Source organism: Alloscardovia theropitheci (genome assembly GCF_004332295.1).
Lineage (GTDB): Bacteria > Actinomycetota > Actinomycetes > Actinomycetales > Bifidobacteriaceae > Alloscardovia > Alloscardovia theropitheci.
Map to the genome: position 1 here is coordinate 66,513 of NZ_RXLP01000002.1, position 17,274 is coordinate 83,786.

Annotated in this window: 14 protein-coding genes and 3 pseudogenes; 3 read left to right on the top strand and 14 right to left on the bottom strand. The window is 45.4% G+C overall.

What is annotated here, in order from left to right:
• Window position 1: 1 nt before the first annotated feature.
• The 4 genes from truB to nusA all read right to left on the bottom strand — a co-directional run bounded on the left by truB (window position 2) and on the right by nusA (window position 6,208).
• Window positions 2–1,093 carry a tRNA pseudouridine(55) synthase TruB gene (gene truB / locus EJ419_RS00655; protein ID WP_131282997.1) on the bottom strand — a complete coding sequence of 364 codons (1,092 nt, stop codon included), beginning with the start codon at window positions 1,091–1,093 and terminating at the stop codon, window positions 2–4.
• A gap of 20 nt (window positions 1,094–1,113) precedes the next feature.
• On the bottom strand, window positions 1,114–1,737 hold the full coding sequence (gene rbfA, locus EJ419_RS00660; protein ID WP_131282998.1) for a 30S ribosome-binding factor RbfA: 624 nt from the start codon (window positions 1,735–1,737) through the stop codon (window positions 1,114–1,116).
• Between the two features lie 238 nt (window positions 1,738–1,975).
• On the bottom strand, window positions 1,976–4,936 hold the full coding sequence (gene infB, locus EJ419_RS00665) for a translation initiation factor IF-2 (RefSeq protein WP_131282999.1): 2,961 nt from the start codon (window positions 4,934–4,936) through the stop codon (window positions 1,976–1,978).
• 219 nt (window positions 4,937–5,155) lie between these two features.
• Entirely contained in the window at window positions 5,156–6,208 is a 1,053-nt protein-coding gene (gene nusA, locus EJ419_RS00670; RefSeq protein ID WP_131283000.1) for a transcription termination factor NusA, read from the bottom strand.
• A gap of 120 nt (window positions 6,209–6,328) precedes the next feature.
• Between nusA and EJ419_RS00675 the strand changes: the two genes are divergently transcribed.
• On the top strand, window positions 6,329–7,342 hold the full coding sequence (locus EJ419_RS00675) for a hypothetical protein (protein WP_131283001.1): 1,014 nt from the start codon (window positions 6,329–6,331) through the stop codon (window positions 7,340–7,342).
• A gap of 446 nt (window positions 7,343–7,788) precedes the next feature.
• On the opposite strand, the gene tuf is transcribed toward EJ419_RS00675, so the two are convergent.
• The 4 genes from tuf to rpsL all read right to left on the bottom strand — a co-directional run bounded on the left by tuf (window position 7,789) and on the right by rpsL (window position 12,210).
• Entirely contained in the window at window positions 7,789–8,988 is a 1,200-nt protein-coding gene (gene tuf, locus EJ419_RS00680) for an elongation factor Tu (protein ID WP_131283002.1), read from the bottom strand.
• 214 nt (window positions 8,989–9,202) lie between these two features.
• Window positions 9,203–11,329 carry an elongation factor G gene (gene fusA / locus EJ419_RS00685; protein ID WP_131283003.1) on the bottom strand — a complete coding sequence of 709 codons (2,127 nt, stop codon included), beginning with the start codon at window positions 11,327–11,329 and terminating at the stop codon, window positions 9,203–9,205.
• Window positions 11,330–11,365: 36 nt separating this feature from the next.
• Window positions 11,366–11,836, bottom strand: a complete 471-nt coding sequence (rpsG, locus tag EJ419_RS00690) for a 30S ribosomal protein S7 (protein ID WP_086106067.1) — start codon at window positions 11,834–11,836, stop codon at window positions 11,366–11,368.
• 2 nt (window positions 11,837–11,838) lie between these two features.
• Window positions 11,839–12,210 carry a 30S ribosomal protein S12 gene (gene rpsL, locus EJ419_RS00695; RefSeq protein ID WP_131283004.1) on the bottom strand — a complete coding sequence of 124 codons (372 nt, stop codon included), beginning with the start codon at window positions 12,208–12,210 and terminating at the stop codon, window positions 11,839–11,841.
• A gap of 470 nt (window positions 12,211–12,680) precedes the next feature.
• On the opposite strand from rpsL, the gene EJ419_RS00700 reads away from it, so the two are divergent.
• Window positions 12,681–13,631 carry an AEC family transporter gene (locus tag EJ419_RS00700; RefSeq protein ID WP_131283005.1) on the top strand — a complete coding sequence of 317 codons (951 nt, stop codon included), beginning with the start codon at window positions 12,681–12,683 and terminating at the stop codon, window positions 13,629–13,631.
• A 148-nt stretch (window positions 13,632–13,779) separates the two neighbouring features.
• Here EJ419_RS00700 and EJ419_RS08570 read toward each other — a convergent pair.
• From EJ419_RS08570 to EJ419_RS00715, 5 genes and pseudogenes are all read right to left on the bottom strand, one after another.
• A pseudogene (locus EJ419_RS08570) lies at window positions 13,780–13,872 on the bottom strand (hypothetical protein); the annotation flags it as partial.
• Window positions 13,873–14,452: 580 nt separating this feature from the next.
• A pseudogene (locus EJ419_RS08575) lies at window positions 14,453–14,638 on the bottom strand (hypothetical protein); the annotation flags it as partial.
• 410 nt (window positions 14,639–15,048) lie between these two features.
• The gene (locus EJ419_RS08540; RefSeq protein WP_420836904.1) at window positions 15,049–15,240 is read right to left on the bottom strand and encodes a DUF6144 family protein; all 192 of its coding nucleotides are present in this window, start codon (window positions 15,238–15,240) and stop codon (window positions 15,049–15,051) included.
• Entirely contained in the window at window positions 15,155–15,364 is a 210-nt protein-coding gene (locus tag EJ419_RS08285) for a hypothetical protein (protein WP_165496181.1), read from the bottom strand. Before EJ419_RS08285 ends, EJ419_RS08540 begins: the two co-directional genes overlap by 86 nt.
• A gap of 30 nt (window positions 15,365–15,394) precedes the next feature.
• On the bottom strand, window positions 15,395–16,336 hold the full coding sequence (locus EJ419_RS00715; protein ID WP_131283006.1) for an NADP-dependent oxidoreductase: 942 nt from the start codon (window positions 16,334–16,336) through the stop codon (window positions 15,395–15,397).
• Window positions 16,337–16,473: 137 nt separating this feature from the next.
• On the opposite strand from EJ419_RS00715, the gene EJ419_RS00720 reads away from it, so the two are divergent.
• Complete coding sequence (locus tag EJ419_RS00720) at window positions 16,474–16,797, top strand: winged helix-turn-helix transcriptional regulator (RefSeq protein ID WP_131283007.1); 324 nt, start codon at window positions 16,474–16,476, stop codon at window positions 16,795–16,797.
• A 157-nt stretch (window positions 16,798–16,954) separates the two neighbouring features.
• Here EJ419_RS00720 and EJ419_RS08445 read toward each other — a convergent pair.
• A pseudogene (locus tag EJ419_RS08445) lies at window positions 16,955–17,203 on the bottom strand (TnpV protein); the annotation flags it as partial.
• Window positions 17,204–17,274 lie beyond the last annotated feature (71 nt).

Sequence of the window (17,274 nt, forward strand, 5' to 3'; positions counted from 1 at the left end):
CCTATAGATTTTCTACCAGTGTAGTTAGTTCGGCTGGGGTGATAAAAACGGTTGATGGTTTTGCCATATGCTTGCGCCATGGTTCGAGTAACGCCATAAGATCATTTTGATAAATGGCTGCGGTAACATCGTGGATGTCTACCTTCAAAGGCCTTCCAAAGCTTATATCGATCGCTTGATGTGGCGTTAATTCCATAGTTGGCAAAATTATCTGTGCAGCTTCCCGAGGCGTCCAGACATGCTTTTCTAATTCCTCTAAATTTTCATGTCCATGCGTTGACTGTGTGGTCGTTGACTGCGGGGTTAACGACTGTGTGGTTAGTGACCGTGTGGCTAACGATTGTGGAGCAACTGCCTTAAGACGCGTGATTGTTAGACCATCTTTGTTGGTAAAGCTATGCTCGACGGCAGAAAAAGGGATAACCTTCTCATCGTTAACACTAAACTTTCCTACACGCGTCCTTCGAAGCATCGTCAGATGTCCGCCAACGTTGAGTAGACTACCCAAATCTCTGCCTAGAGCGCGTATATACGTTCCTGAAGAACACGTAATCGTAGCATCAACATCAACGAACAAGCCATCGTCGCTTCGTACAATATTGCGCACGATAAACTCATTCACGGTTATTGCATTAGGCTTAAGCTCGACTTTTTCACCGCGTCTCGCTAAATCATATGCACGCTGTCCATCGACTTTTTTAGCAGAAAATGTTGACGGAATTTGACTAATATACCCAGTGAGATTGCGACTAATAGCTAATTTTATATCGTCTTCACTAAGCTGTGCTAGACGGGTAATTATTTTTTCCTGCTCGTGTTCGGAGTAAGGAATAATATCCCCGTCAGCATCATCAGTAGTCGTATTAGCACCAAGTCGTATCGTTGTATCGTACGTTTTATCTTTGCCGACTATCGAATTAAGAAGACGCGTTGCACTGCCAAATCCGATAACAAGAACCCCAGTCGCCATAGGGTCCAAAGTCCCCGCATGACCAACTTTTGAGGTATGCAAGAGTCCACGACATGCAGCTACCACATCATGGCTTGTTACACCTTGTGGCTTGTCTACAACGATAATTCCGCTTGTGAGCATTTCTCAGACTAACTTTCAGACTAATTCTTCTTATCCGTGTCGATATCGGTTGCTTCATTTGCTTCAATTTCGTCATCGATAATGATATCGATATCAAAATCATCAAGATCATCGAAATCGTCGTCATCTGAAACAGCATCAGATTCATCATTATATTCGTCATCATAATCGTCGAATTCGATGTCAGCTATTTCATCTTCTTGCTCATCTTCATCTTTGTGCTTATATGGATCTTCTTCTCCGGCATACTGCGCATTCTCACGCATCTTAGCTAGCTCTTCATCGCGCTTTCGAGCAACGACGAGGACATCATCTACTTGTGCTGCCGATCCTTGCAGGGCATCGAAGACAAAAATAAGCTGAGGAGTTAAGCGAAGTCCAGCTTTGCGCCCGACCATTGTGCGCAAATGCCCTTGAGCTTGTCTCAAAGCCTGTGCAGCGCGCTTCTTCTGACCTTCTTCATGACCATTATGCGCATAAATTGTCCAGAAGATACGAGCTTGCTGCATATCATTGGTTACACGTACCTCAGTAATTGTTACATTACGTAAACGAGGATCATGAATATCCTTTTCTAAAGCAGTTGCTACAACTCGCTGAATGAGTCCTGCAATTCGAACTGCTCGAGGATTTGTTCCTGCCATTATATTTCCTTAAATCTACTGCAGTCTGTTAAAGGCTCTCTAAAAGCCTGTTATTTCATACCAGTGCGGTTCGTATAAGCTATGTCGCTAATCGTCTGTTAGAAAAACATGCCACGCATATAATAACCGACATTGTAATCCTAATCAACGATATAAGAGGCAGTCACAATATAACTATATTGCTGGCTGCCTCTTATTATTAATCTATGCCACACATTCGAGCAAACGTGATACTCCGTTAGCTTCGAGCAATTTCTCGCATCTCGAATGTCTCGATAATATCGCCAATCTGGATATCGTTGAAGTTTCCGAGATTAATACCAGCTTCGTATCCTTCCGTAACTTCTGTAACATCGTCCTTGAAGCGACGCAATGTCGAGATTTCAAGGTCGTTGAAGGTAACGACTCCGTCTCGCATGATGCGAGCCTTTGTACCGCGCTTAACGGTACCATCGTCGACCTTAACACCCGCGATATTACCAAACTTGGACGAGCGGAAGATTTCACGAATCTCAGAATGAGAAGTAACCACTTCTTCATACTCTGGCTTGAGCATGCCCTTAAGAGAGGACTCGATCTCTTCGATAGCCTTGTAGATAACCGAGTAGTAGCGTACGTCAACGCCTTCACGCTCTGCCAAATCAGCAACCTGACGAGATGGACGAACATTAAAGCCAATAATCACAGCCTTATCAACGGTTGCGAGATTGACATCATTTTGTGTAATTGCACCGACACCACGGTGAATTACCTGGATGCCTACCTCATCGCTTACTTCAATCTTCATCAAGGATTCTTCAAGTGCTTCTACAGAACCAGAAGAATCGCCCTTAATGATGACATTGAGCATGTCAACTTCAGACTTAGCGAACTGCTCTTTGAGATTCTCAAGAGAGACAACCTTATGACGACGTGCAAGCTGTGCAGCGCGCTCCGAAGCTTCGCGCTTCTCAGCAATCTGACGAGCAGTACGGTCATCAGCAGCTACCAAGAAGAGGTCACCTGCAGTTGGGACAGAAGTCAAACCAAGCACAGCAACTGGTCGTGACGGACCAGCTTCCTTAAGGTTATTTCCATTCTCATCAAGAAGTGCACGAACGCGACCATAAGACGTACCAGCAACGATTGCGTCACCAACGCGCAAGGTACCTTGCTGAACGAGTACCGTAGCAACAGAACCGCGTCCCTTATCAAGTCGTGCTTCAACTGTTGCACCACGAGCATCAGCTTCAGGATTTGCACGCAAATCAAGTGTCGCATCTGCTGTCAAAAGAACTGCTTCAAGCAACTTATCGATATTGGTGCCCTGCTTTGCAGAGATGTCGACGAACATAGTGTCGCCACCATATTCTTCAGGTACCAAGCCGAACTCAGTGAGCTGACCACGGACCTTTTCAGGGTTAGCTCCATCAACATCAATCTTATTAACTGCGACAACGACTGGAACGTTGGCTGCCTGAGCATGGTTAATAGCTTCTACAGTCTGTGGCATCACGCCATCGTCAGCAGCGACAACAAGTATCGCAACGTCAGTAAGTTCAGCACCACGCGCACGCATAGCGGTAAATGCTTCGTGACCTGGAGTATCCAAGAAGGTGATACGACGATCAATGTCATTGAGCGTGACATGAATCTGGTATGCACCGATACGCTGGGTAATACCGCCGGCTTCTGACTTAATAACATTAGTCTGACGAATGGTGTCAAGCAGTCGAGTCTTACCGTGATCAACGTGACCCATTACTGTAACAACTGGCGGACGTGGAACGAGCTTATCTTCGTCTTCTGGCTCGTCAAGATTAATATCGAACTGCTGCAAGAGAGCTTTATCTTCTTCTTCAGCAGAAACGATCTTAATGTTCCAACCAATTTCTTCACCGAGTACAGCAAATGTTTCAGCGTCCAAAGACTGGGTCGCTGTAGCCATCTCACCGAGGTGGAAGAGAACTGTAACCAAGCTTGCTGCGCTTACATTAATCTTTTCGCCAAGATCCGAAAGTGTAGCACCCTGTGGTAGCTGAACTGTCTGACCATTGCCAGATGGGATACGAACACCGCCAATAACTGGCGCTTTTAACTCTTCGAACTCTTGGCGCTTATTGCGCAGAGCTGCCTTACGCGACTTCGATGACTTTGCACCTTGGCGACCGAATGCGCCCGCAGCACCACCACGGCCGCCACGTCCACCGCGAGATGGGCCATTAGATGGCATACTACCGTTAGGAGCTCCACCGCCGAAGCGATTACCGCCACGTGAACCATTGTTACCTGCTGGTGCACCTGCATTTGCTCCTGGACGGTTACCCCAACGGGATTCGTTATTACCACCACGATTAGAGCTATGGTTCTGTCCTGGACGTGGAGCAGAGGAACGTGATGCGCCTGCATTACCACCGCGTCCGCCACGACCTCCTCGATTCGAACGATTGCCGCCACGTTGTTCTTGTCCTGGGCGTCCACCGCGACCGCGACGTTCACCATTACCGCCCTGAGCCCCATCGGAAGACTTTGCACCCGGACGGCTCATTGGGTGTGGACGAGGAATATCACCAGGCGTTGGCGCTGAACCCATCCGTTGCTTACTCATAAATGGATTATTTCCTGGACGTGGCGTTCCATTTGCTCGACTACGTGGCTTCGGGATACCTGGCGTAGCATTATGAGAAGCTTGAGTTGGAGTAGCTGCTGCAGCTGTCGTAGTAGATTCAGCTGACTTATTAGATTCAGCTGCTTTCTTTGCTGGCTTTGCTTTAGGCTTTCGAGTAGCTGCCTTCTCCCCTTCAGCTGCTGCTTTATTAGCTGCAGGATTAACTGACGACATTGCAGCACGAGCTACAGCAGCACGTGGAGATGGTGCTTGTGTAGAAGGCTTGGTTGACTTACGTGTTTGAGCGTCTTCAGATGCATTTGATGAAGTCTCAGACTTAGTAGTTTCAGCTGCTGCTCGAGTTGTCTTTGAAGCAGTCTTGGAACTACCAGAATTTTTAGATGCCGCTTCAGAGTTCTTCGTTGCAGCTTTTGGCGCTGTTGTAGATTCTTGTGAGGAACCAAACGCAGCTGTCAGTTTACGCACAACTGGTGCTTCAACTGTAGAGGATGCAGACTTTACGAATTCGCCCATATCTTTGAGCTTCGCAAGAACGGTCTTGCTGTCTACACCGAATTGCTTTGCAAGTTCGTATACGCGTGCTTTTGGCACAATTTCTCCTTTACTAGCGCCACGTATCCTTCTTGCGTAGCGCTTATTTACGTAGGGTTAACGTATCCTGTCTCATCGTAACGTGACCATGATCGTATTACCTCATCTCAAAAAGCAGTGATTCCTTATCACAAACTCTTCTATAATACTGAAAGAGGTGGATGAAAATCACTGCTTCTTGCGTGTATTAGTCGTGTATTAATCCAATGACGGAACTATTTATTCTTCGCCATCTTCTACCGGTTGTTCAGAAGAAACTTCATTCTTTCGAGCTTGGGATTCAACTGATTCAATTCCAATCTTCCAACCAGTAAGTTTTGCTGCTAGTCGAGCATTCTGGCCCTCTTTACCGATTGCCAAGGAAAGCTGATCTTCCTTAATAAGAGCAATTGCCGTTTGATTCTTCTCGCTGACAACTCGAACTTCAACAGCATGCGCTGGAGATAATGCAGCAGCTACAAATTTCGCTGGATCATTCGACCAATCAACAATGTCGATCTTCTCATCCCCCAGGTTTTCCATTACCGCGCGAACACGATTACCACTTGGTCCAATGAGGGATCCCTTTGGATTGATACCCGGAGTATTGGCACGAACAGCAATCTTAGTACGCGCCCCAGCTTCTCGAGCGATAGACATAATGGATACAGCCCCTGAGGTTAATTCAGGAACTTCACGCTCGAACAAGCGGCGTACAAGCTCAGGGTGAGATCGAGAAACGATGATTTCCGGACCACGCAAACCACGTGCAACGTTTACAACATACACGCGAATGCGTTCACCGTGGCGATATACTTCACCCGGAACCTGTTCGCGACGTGGCAAAATAGCCTCAACATCACCGACAGCAACATGAATATTTTGCGGATCACGGGAATTCTGCTGAATGATACCGTTGATAATCTGACCTTTTTGTCCCGAGAATGCGCCAAATATCTTATCATCAGCTGCTTTACGGAAAAGCCCTGAAATTACCTGAGAAGCTGTAGCCGCTGCGACACGACCAAAATCGTGAGGTGTATCGTCATATGGTTCGCCTAATTCTGGACGTGGATGAGGATTATCTTCTGTAGGCTCAACAGGAATTTCATCTTGAGCCCAAATCGTGAAAGTTCCAGCACGTTCATCAAGCTCTACACGTGCGTGCTTTGAAGCATTAGGCGTCTTAGAATACGCAAGTTTAAGCGCCTGAGAAAGCGCTTCGTCTAAGGTTTCCGCTTCTATGCCCTGTTCTGCTGCTATCTGGTGCAATTGCGACAAGTCAAGTTCCATAGTGGAGACCTCCTATATGAAGTTATGAGACGCATGTGTTCATGCGTGAGTGGTCTAAGTGAAGTATTATTTTAGCGAGCGATAAAGACTTTGTAAACTTTTCCTGATAGAGTAACTTTTATGATTTTGCGCGCATCTTTATATTTTCTTTCTCGAATCTACAATCGTCTGAGCGCGCCATTTAATAAAGCACACGTCTCAATAAATTGCTCCATTCCTAAGAATCCGTTATCTTATATTCGCGCTGCTCTTTCACCTATTTCGTTTATTCTTGTCATCATTACTATTGCGTCATTTTTTACCTCGCCTTCTATCGCATATGCCTCGCAATCGAAGGCGAAAAGCATTTCCATAACATGCGATGAAGCATATGTGAACGCTCAATCATTGAGCTCTTTCTCGCAAATTTTCCCTTCTTCCATTAGTCCGATTTCTTCCGTATCGTCCAATTTATCAGCTCGGTCTTGGATGGACGTCGCGTCTGTATGCCCAAATCGTATTAGTGAAGGCATAATTATGAGTGCTCTTGCGGCAGTGCATTCATCGTGGATAGATTACGGTACAAATGCAACTTCTTTCGATATTGATGGTAGCTACCCAGTCACGCAGCAAGATGCTTATGCTTTACTCGAGTCTTCATTCTCCAATACCGATTCTTCTACGAAGTATCTGGCATCCGATTCTCTTCAATCCATTTCCGTAGCTGAAGATCGCTCACGATTTGCATATGAAGTTCTAGCTACTCGAGATTATTCAACAGCAGATTTGCAAGACAGAGCTACGCTTGGGAAATTGGCGAGCCAACTCTTCGCTTCCCAAGCCCGATTGCTGACGCCAACAAATTATATAGATACGCGTCAGCGCGTATATGATACAAAGCAACTGATTGACTACAGTGGTGTTAACTACTCAACTCATATATCTATGCCATTATCTGCGTCGATTGAACTGGACACAGCTCTCGAAGAATTACAATCCTTAGATAACGCCCGTACTAATCTGAACACCACAAAGAGCGCATCATCCGATAGTAACTTACAACTACGTGCTGTTGCGTCATGGATTCGAGTGCATTTTATATACGCTCTTCGAGAAGGGGCACCCCGAGTATCCACAGTGTATTTACGCTATTAGGATGAGAGAATAGGTCTTGGTTTCGTCGGAGAAAGTCTGGTTTATCTGAAGCGGCGCCATTACTTATCTACTCTCATGACATAGACATTTATAGAACTACTCTGATTTTATTTTATAATTTAGCCCATAAATTGCTTATAGCTCATTAGAAATCTTTTTGATATAACTCGCCCATTTATAGAAATTAATGGGTTGAGTAGAACTGCGTTCGCATTTAATTAACTTTTTTGCAAGTGAGTACCATTTTTACTGATATGAGAGATTATCTGTGTATAAAAATAGCACTCACCTGCAAAAGAGTTATTCCACCCTTAAGTATTGCCCGAGTAATGAATCATGTCGCATTTATTTAGGATAAAAGAATACGACATACAAAAAAGGGTTCTAGGAAATCCTAGAACCCTATCAGTCTTACCTTATCTTAAGTAACTTAACCTAAGTTTCAACTACTCTACGATCTTGGTGATACGACCAGAACCTACGGTGCGGCCACCTTCACGAACTGCGAAGGTCAAGCCCTCTTCCATAGCGATTGGCTGGATGAGCTCAACGCCGAAGGTTGCGTGATCGCCAGGCTGTACCATTTCAACGCCTTCTGGCAAGGTGATAACGCCAGTTACGTCAGTGGTACGGAGGTAGAACTGTGGACGATAGTTGGAGAAGAATGGCGAGTGACGACCACCTTCATCCTTAGTCAATACGTATACCTCAGCCTCGAACTTGGTGTGAGGAGTGATGGAACCTGGTGCAGCAACAACCTGACCACGTTCTACATCTTCACGGCCAACACCACGGAGGAGAAGACCGGTGTTGTCACCAGCTTCTGCTTCGTCCATCTGCTTGTGGAAGGTCTCGATGGAGGTGCAGGTGGTAGAAGTTGTTGGACGAAGACCAACGATTTCTACTGGGGAGTTAATAGCAAGACGACCGCGCTCTACACGACCGGTTACTACAGTACCACGACCAGAAATGGTGAATACGTCTTCGATAGGCATCAAGAATGGCTTATCGAGATCGTGTACTGGAGTTGGAATGTACTCATCAACTGCGTTCATGAGTTCACGAACGGTCTCAGCCCACTTGTCGTGATCTGGAGCGTCATCGTGAAGTGCACCGTAAGCAGAAGTACGGATTACTGGGCAATCGCGATCGAAGCCGTTTTCGTCGAGCAAATCGCGAACTTCTTCTTCAACGAGCTCGATGAGTTCTTCGTCTTCAACCATATCGCACTTGTTCAAAGCTACGAGAAGCTTTGGCACACCAACCTGCTTAGCAAGCAATACGTGCTCGCGGGTCTGAGCCATAGGACCGTCGGTAGCAGCTACTACGAGGATAGCGCCATCCATCTGAGCAGCACCGGTAATCATGTTCTTAACATAATCAGCGTGGCCTGGTGCATCTACGTGTGCATAGTGACGCTTGTCGGTTTCATACTCAATGTGAGCGATGTTAATGGTAATACCGCGTTCCTTTTCTTCAGGAGCGGAATCGATCTGATCGAAGTCATATGCAGGGTTCAGATCTGGGTACATCTCATGCAGAGTCTTAGAAATAGCTGCAGTGAGGGTGGTCTTACCGTGATCAACGTGACCAATGGTACCAATGTTAACGTGAGGCTTAGTACGTTCGAACTTTGCCTTTGCCATATTGTGTCCTCCTGGACGTCTCTAGAGTTTCGTCTTATGTCTTGCGGACACAAGACACTCGTTAGATTTTACTACTTTTTGGGATTAACTTCTACCGCGTGTTAACCACATAAACGCTGCGGCTAACGACTCGATAGCTGTCAATCTTATAAATGGAGAAGCATGAGTGCATCACACTCCTCCATTTTAGTCTTACCTAAGCTCAGTTTAGCGATTACTCGCCACGCTGTGCCTTGATGATTTCTTCTGCAACGCTACGTGGAACTTCTGCATAAGAATCCATGGTCATGGAGTAAACTGCACGACCCTGTGTACGGGAACGAAGATCACCAATGTAGCCGAACATTTCAGCCAATGGAACCTTAGCCTTAATAACCTTTACACCAGTTGCATCTTCCATAGACTGGATTGCACCACGACGAGAGTTGATATCACCCATAACGTCACCCATGTACTCTTCTGGAGTACGAACCTCAACAGCCATAATAGGCTCGAGGATTACTGGGTTAGCCTTTGGAGCAGCTTCCTTGAATGCCATAGAACCAGCAATCTTGAACGCCATTTCAGAGGAATCAACGTCGTGAACCTGACCGTCAGTAACAGTTGCCTTAACACCTACTACTGGGAATCCTGCGAGTACACCAGACTGCATTGCTTCCTGAACACCAGCATCAATAGATGGGATAAATTCCTTAGTAATGTGTCCACCAGTAACCTGGTTATCGAACTCATATACTTCACCAGATGTGGTATCGAGTGGTTCGAAGTTCATCAAAACCTTTGCGAACTGACCAGAACCACCGGTCTGCTTCTTGTGAGTGTATTCCTGATTCATTACAGGCTTCTTGATGGTTTCACGGTAGGAAACCTGTGGGTTACCTACGTTGCACTCCACGTGGAATTCGCGGCGCATACGATCAACCAAAATATCAAGCTGGAGTTCACCCATACCTGCGATAAGAGTCTGTCCAGACTCTTCGTCTGTAGTTACCTGGAAGGTAGGATCTTCATCAGAAAGGCGCTGCAATGCAATGCCCATCTTTTCCTGATCAGCCTTAGTCTTAGGTTCTACAGCAACCTGAATAACTGGCTCTGGGAAGCTCATGGATTCAAGAACAACAGGGTTCTTTTCATCGCACAAAGTATCACCAGTAGTGATGTTCTTCAGGCCAACGAATGCATAGATGTTACCTGCAGATGCATGCTCAACTGGATTTTCCTTATCAGCGTGCATCTGGAAGAGCTTACCTACGCGCTCCTTCTTACCCTTATTTGCGTTCAGGATTGTATCACCTTGTGCTACAGAACCAGAGTAAACGCGAACGTAAACGAGCTTTCCATAGAATGGATGAGCAGCAATCTTGAATGCAAGAGCAGAGAATGGTTCATCTGCTGATGGGTGACGATCAATTTCGATAGATTCGTCAGAAGGATCATAGCCTACGATAGCTGGGATGTCATCTGGGGATGGGAGGAAGTCAACCACAGCATCGAGCATTGGCTGAACGCCCTTATCCTTGAATGCAGAACCACAGTATACTGGGTATGCTTCAGAGCTAATAGTGAGCTTACGAACTGCATTGCGGATTTCTTCCTCAGTGATCTCCTCACCTTCGAAGAACTTGTTCATCAAGTCTTCGTCAGTTTCTGCAACAGTTTCAAGAAGCTGCTGGCGATACTCTTCTGCACGCTCCTGCAAGTCAGCAGGAATCTCAGTAGTCTTGTAAGATGCGCCCTTATCAGCATCATCATCCCATACGTATGCAACCATGCGTACGAGGTCAATAACGCCCATAAAGTCGTTTTCAGATCCGATAGGAATCTGCATAACGATTGGCTTAGCACCAAGCTTTTCGCGAATAGTATCTACAGAATAGTAGAAGTTTGCACCGAGCTTGTCCATCTTGTTGATGAAGCAAATACGTGGAACGTTGTACTTATCTGCCTGACGCCATACGGTTTCAGACTGTGGCTCCACGCCTTCCTTGCCATCGAATACAGCAACTGCACCGTCGAGTACGCGCAAAGAGCGCTCTACTTCAGCAGTAAAGTCCACGTGACCTGGAGTATCAATGATGTTGATCTGATACTTTTGCTTGGTATCGTGAGACTGACGGTTCCAGAAGCAGGTGGTAGCAGCAGAAGTAATGGTAATACCACGTTCCTTTTCCTGCTCCATCCAGTCCATGGTGGAAGCACCATCATGGGTTTCACCGATCTTGTAGTTCACACCGGTGTAGTAAAGAATACGCTCAGTAGTTGTGGTCTTACCAGCATCGATGTGAGCCATGATGCCGATATTACGAACATACTTGAGGTCCTTAAGCACATCTTGTGCCATATTTTTTTACCTAACTTTCCTCGTGTGGGAACGAAATTACCAACGATAATGTGCGAAGGCCTTGTTAGCCTCAGCCATCTTGTGGGTGTCCTCACGACGCTTTACGGAAGCACCGAGGCCGTTTGCTGCATCGAGAATCTCGTTTGCAAGACGTTCTGCCATGGTCTTCTCGCGACGCTGACGGGAGAAGTCAGTGAGCCAGCGCAAAGTCAAAGTGTTTGCGCGAGCTGGCTTTACTTCTACAGGAACCTGGTATGTAGCACCACCGACGCGGCGGGAACGAACTTCAAGGCTTGGACGAATGTTGTCCAAAGCGCGCTTGAGAACTGCTACTGGTTCTTGTTCGGTCTTTTCCTTAACGATGTCAAGAGCAGAATAAACGATGTCTTCTGCAATAGACTTCTTACCATCAAGGAGAATCTTATTAATGAGCTGAGCTACTACTGTCGAACCGTAAATTGGATCTGGCAGGAGCTGATGCTTTTTTGCTGGTCCCTTACGTGACATAATTACTTAGCCTTCTTTGCGCCGTAGAGGGAACGACCCTGCTTACGGTCCTTAACACCCTGAGTATCGAGAGCACCGCGAATGATGTGATAACGAACACCAGGAAGATCCTTAACACGACCACCGCGAACGAGCACGATAGAGTGCTCCTGCAAGTTGTGGCCTTCACCTGGAATATAGGCGGTTACTTCAACACCAGAAGAAAGACGAACACGTGCAACCTTACGAAGTGCAGAGTTTGGCTTCTTTGGAGTTGTTGTATAAACACGAGTGCACACACCGCGACGCAGTGGGCTACCCTTAAGTGCCAAAGTCTTGGACTTCTTTGGCTTTGGCTTACGTCCCTTACGGACCAGCTGTTCAATTGTAGGCAACTGTTTCTCCGATTCTTGTTTACATTTAGTGCGACCGCTACACTGCACGCACGTTAAAGAATCTAAGAGTCACCTCTTAAAAAAACTAAAACAGCCACAGTCCACCGGCCCGATGGCCCTTCATCTCAGGTCTTGCATTACTGCAAGCCATCATCGATTCTGGGATATCCCGCTGCTGCACACCTTTACATAGGCATACCAGCGGCACACACGAATTACCAGTATACACGAAGGTGCGACCAATAAAGTAACCTGGCGACACAGCTTCATCGCGTATCGCCAAGCGACCTTATCACAATGTTCCATAAGCATGAATATCCGGGTGATACTTTTATATTCATGCTTCATTTGCGATAATTGTTAGGTTAGCAAACAATTGGCACATTCTATATCACTCATATGTGTGATTTTTTAAATTTTTCGGCTGTGCCTATACTGACAATTAGCGATTCTAATGTGAGAGGAAAGATATGCTTAATGTTTTACTCAATGCTATGTCATTCGTCATGATCATTTGCATTGGATACACACTACGTCGTTTAAAATTCCTCCCAGAATCAAGTTCTGCCGTCCTTAAAAAGATACTCATAAACCTCACTCTGCCATCAGCTATCATAGTCAATTTTGCCAAAAATTCCTTATCCTCTGGAAGTATCATGCTTTTACTAGCAGCGATTGGATTAGCCGCAAATATTATCATGATTATCTTGGCCATGATTCTTACTCGTCGCTCATCGACACAACGACAAGCCCTATACATGCTGTGCATGCCCTCGATGAACATTGGCGCATTTTGCATTCCATTTGTTCAATCATTTTTACCCGCTCTCGGAACAGTTACTGCATGCATGTTTGACGTGGGAAATAGCATAGCGTGCACGGGCGGCACCTATGCATTTACCTCACAATATGTTTCAGCTAAAGCGCACACCGCAAAATCTACAAATTTACTTGGCGGTTTCAATACCAAAGACTTCATTCATCGACTACTCACCAGCACTCCATTGATGACATATTGTTTTATGTTCACTCTCACGGTGTGTGGATTACACCTACCCCATAGTCTCATTACTCTTATTTCCCCTATAAGTCAGGCAAATATTTTCATTGCTATGTTAATGATTGGCACCATGATTCGCATTGACTTTAGACGCGAATATATTTATGACATTCTTACTATCGTAGGATTACGCCACATTTTCTCAATCATTTTGGCAGCATTCTGTTATTTTGTTCTTCCATGGGAACTTGTTATCCGTCAAGCTCTTGTTGTCGTCGCATTTGCTCCGCTGAGCGTAATTGCACCAGCCTATACGGGATTATGTGGCGGAGACGAGGGCAAAGCTAGCACAATTAACAGCATTACGCTTATCTTGAGTATCATCGAGATTACTATTTTTCTTCTTATTATGGCGCAGTAATTGTGCGCCACAAATCATCTCGCAAGAATACAGAATATCAGCACTAAGTTATTAATTACGCTACTTACCAACTCTTATATTTATTAGTTAAGATAATTGTTATTTTGTTTTCCCGGAGACGAAAAGTCAAGGGCTTTTTCATCAAATTCTAAAAGAAGTTACATTTCGCGGGCCCCTTCACGGACAGATGCTTGATTTTGTCTTCCATTGTCTCTTTTGCGGCCTGGCTGAAATACACACGGCGATATAGGCAGTCTTGTCAATCTGCTTTCTGACAGTCGGGCAAGGGGTGCTATTGGTTGCGGTATTGTTCCTTCAAAATCCTCCTACAATTGAAAGATGCCCAGTACCTGTTCGTCATCAGGCGGTGTCGAGTAGAGGGAACAAGGCAAGGCGGCAACCTTAAGATGTCTATAAAACTCTGCCGACTTTGCCACGCTTGACGTGTTCCTGTTTACATTTTAGGAGATAGCAGACCCATGTCATACCGTCTTTCTCGGTCACAAGCCTGTTCCCGATACGAATCTTTGCCGTTCTCATAGTACGTGAGGAAATACCACGCTCACCGACCGCCTCTTCCAGCTCTGCACTCGGCATACACTTTCCGTCCGCAAGCCGTTCCAGAATGAGCATTTGCGCCTGTGCTGTCTTGCTCTCATTCCTGCGGTGTCGCTGTCAAGGCAGAGGAATACTTTTTGGGCCTTGCGTTCATAAAGAAACGCTCAAGGGCTTTGCCCAAAACACCACCCAGAGCAAGATAGCTTCAGGTCTGCCAGTCCTGAGGATAAAGGCAGATGAACGATAACAGGTCAATCGGCACTTCAAAGACAAAGAGCCAATTGCCGTTGCCCTCGTATCGAAACTGCTAGGACTGTCTGAGCTGATCTGCTGTTCCTCGCATGGGCGTATTTCGTCGTACCGCTTCGATCTCTGCCGACAAACACAACATTGTGACGCTTTGCGTCCTCATAAATATCCCTAGAAATAAGAAAAGCCTCAACCAGTTTCGGATTAAGACCTCAGTTTTCGCAAAGATATTGAATTGCTCTGTCGGCTATTCTGTTATGCAAAGGCAAGCGGAACACTGTGGGCGGTACTGTGACGGCTTCGATCTATCCCTCGCCGCTTTCGCCGGTCAGCACTTGAACGGTTTCAGGAAAAGACTTGCCGTAAAACTCCTTGACAAAATCATTGGATAGCCACATAAGCTGCACAAAGGGTGTAGCCACCTTAACGGAACGAAGTGACGAAAACTCTCCGTCTGGCAGTTTTCTTCTGTCGACCGGTAATGAAGTTCCGCAGGGCGCCGCTTCTATACTCTCAGTATGAGAGTATAGAAGCGCGCCCTTTATTTCTTAGAGGGATTTATCAGTTCGACAAACTGGAATCGTCGCACTTAATACTGTGGCGTAATAAATCAACAACCGATTTTTATCAAACAATCTTTGCCACCGCGCAGACAGCTCTCTACAATTTCTATGTCGACAGGCTTAGCAAAGAGACGACTCCAAAGGATTCGGTCTTCACCCTGCGTGCAAAAGCATAAACCTTCCCGACTGCGAACCAGTTCCTTTGCAAGAGGACAGGAGCAGACTTCCCCAAAAAAGATTCATTTCAATCCCACCATCTACCTCAATGAATTTTGCGGGCGAGTTCTCATTGAGAAATCTCACATAATCAGCATTAGCCTTATAACAGGTTTCTTCTGCTTTCTGCTTGAGCTGATCAATCATTTCCATTCATTCAATTGCTTTGCTTCTGTGTTATGACTCCATAACGATCAGGCGCTTGCCTCTATTCGGTCCTTGCTCAAAATCAAGTTGTGCTTGTTTCACGGCATCCAGTGTAAACGGATAGATTTTGTTAATGTTGATTTTCAGAGAACCCTCCTTAACCATAGCAAAAACCTTTGCCATGTCTTCAGGGGACACCATTCCAATTGTATAATTTGCGTTGATGTTGCAAGAGAGGGCCTTTTCCTGATCTGGAATACCATTTGTGGAAGTAAGGAATCCGCCATTCTTAACAATCTGATAGCTTCGGTCAAGCGTATCCTGCCCTGTCAGGTTAATGACAGCATCTACCTCTTTGACCTTCCGTGTGAAATCCTCTGTCTTATAATCAATCACTTCGTCAGCACCAAGCTCTGTCAGATATTCTCTCGAATTACTGCCCGCTGTTGTAATCACATAGGCACCTGCATTCTTTGCAAATTGAATCGCATAGCTTCCGACGCCACCAGCACCGCCATGGATAAGCACGGTTTGTCCTTTATGAAGCTGCACATTTTTTACTGCTGCCCATGCAGTTGAGACCGCTACGCCAAGTGCACCGACTGCTTTAAGCTCAAGCTCATCAGGCACTTTATAAAGCAGGGCCATTTCTGGTAAAATAATATATTCTGCCGTAGTTCCGGATAGAGTAATGCCCATAGCATGATCACCGACCTGATAATGCTGCACACCATCACCAACTGCGGTAACGATTCCCGCAAAATCCTCTCCTGCCATATGCGGCAGAACTGGGCGCATTTCTTTTGGCATGGTTGGGAACGGACCGAATTTACGGATTGCAATATCGGGATCATTTACGCTCGTGGATACTATCTTAATCTGAAGTGTACCTGCTGTAGGCGATGGAATTTCTGTGTTTTCCTCCTTCAATACATCAATATCACCGTATTCATACATAAGAATCTTTTTCATTTCTGCATTTCTCCTAATCATATTTTTGCGGTATCCATTTTCTATTGTGAGTATTGATTGTATCTGATATAGTTCTGTTTTGTAAGTACGATATTTTTTTATAGGTACTATCTCTTTTGATAGTATGGGAAGATTCTATGAAGGAATTAACATTTGATGCTGAAAACTGTCCAATCTCCCGAATCTCAAAAGTGTTGCAGGGAAAATGGTCTATGGTAATTATATATGTTCTTTCTGAGGGCACTTTGCGTTTCAGTGAAATCCATCATAAATTGCCACATATAACCGAGGTAAATCTTACAAAGGATCTACGAATGCTTGAAGCATATGGTGTAATTCACAGGGAAGTATATCCTGTAGTTCCACCAAAGGTAGAATATTCTCTTACAGATATGGGAAAAGACTTTCTTCCCATATTAAACTCTATAACAGATTGGGCTGAAAAATACACAACCAAGTAATACTTAGCTTAGTATCAAGCCTTATGATCTTGCTTATAAATTTCGATTTGTTGCACAATTAAATGCAAAACCATACCATAAAAGTTGTAAACAATTACACTGCAACTTTGGACTATATGAGAAAAGCCTGAACAGTTTTCTGCCCGAACCTCCTCGTTCAACTATAAATCAATTCCGCTTTCACAATCTCTTCTACCTGTGCCTTGTAAGCGTTCATCCGCCGCACCCATTCCATTTGATTTTCAACTTTCAGTTATTCGTCCACGCCGTTTCGCTCTGCCAGTGACCGCACGATCAACTCTATGCGGCTTCCTGCCGCTTCATCAATCTTGGCGTAATACTCAAAGAACTTGTCGGATGGCACCAGCTCATTAAACAGTATCGAGCAGCGCATTTCCAGATACGCCTTGCGAGTCTGCCGTAGTGTCCGAGGTGCTTGGTCTTGTAGATAATGATGTTCAGGATAAGATAATCGCC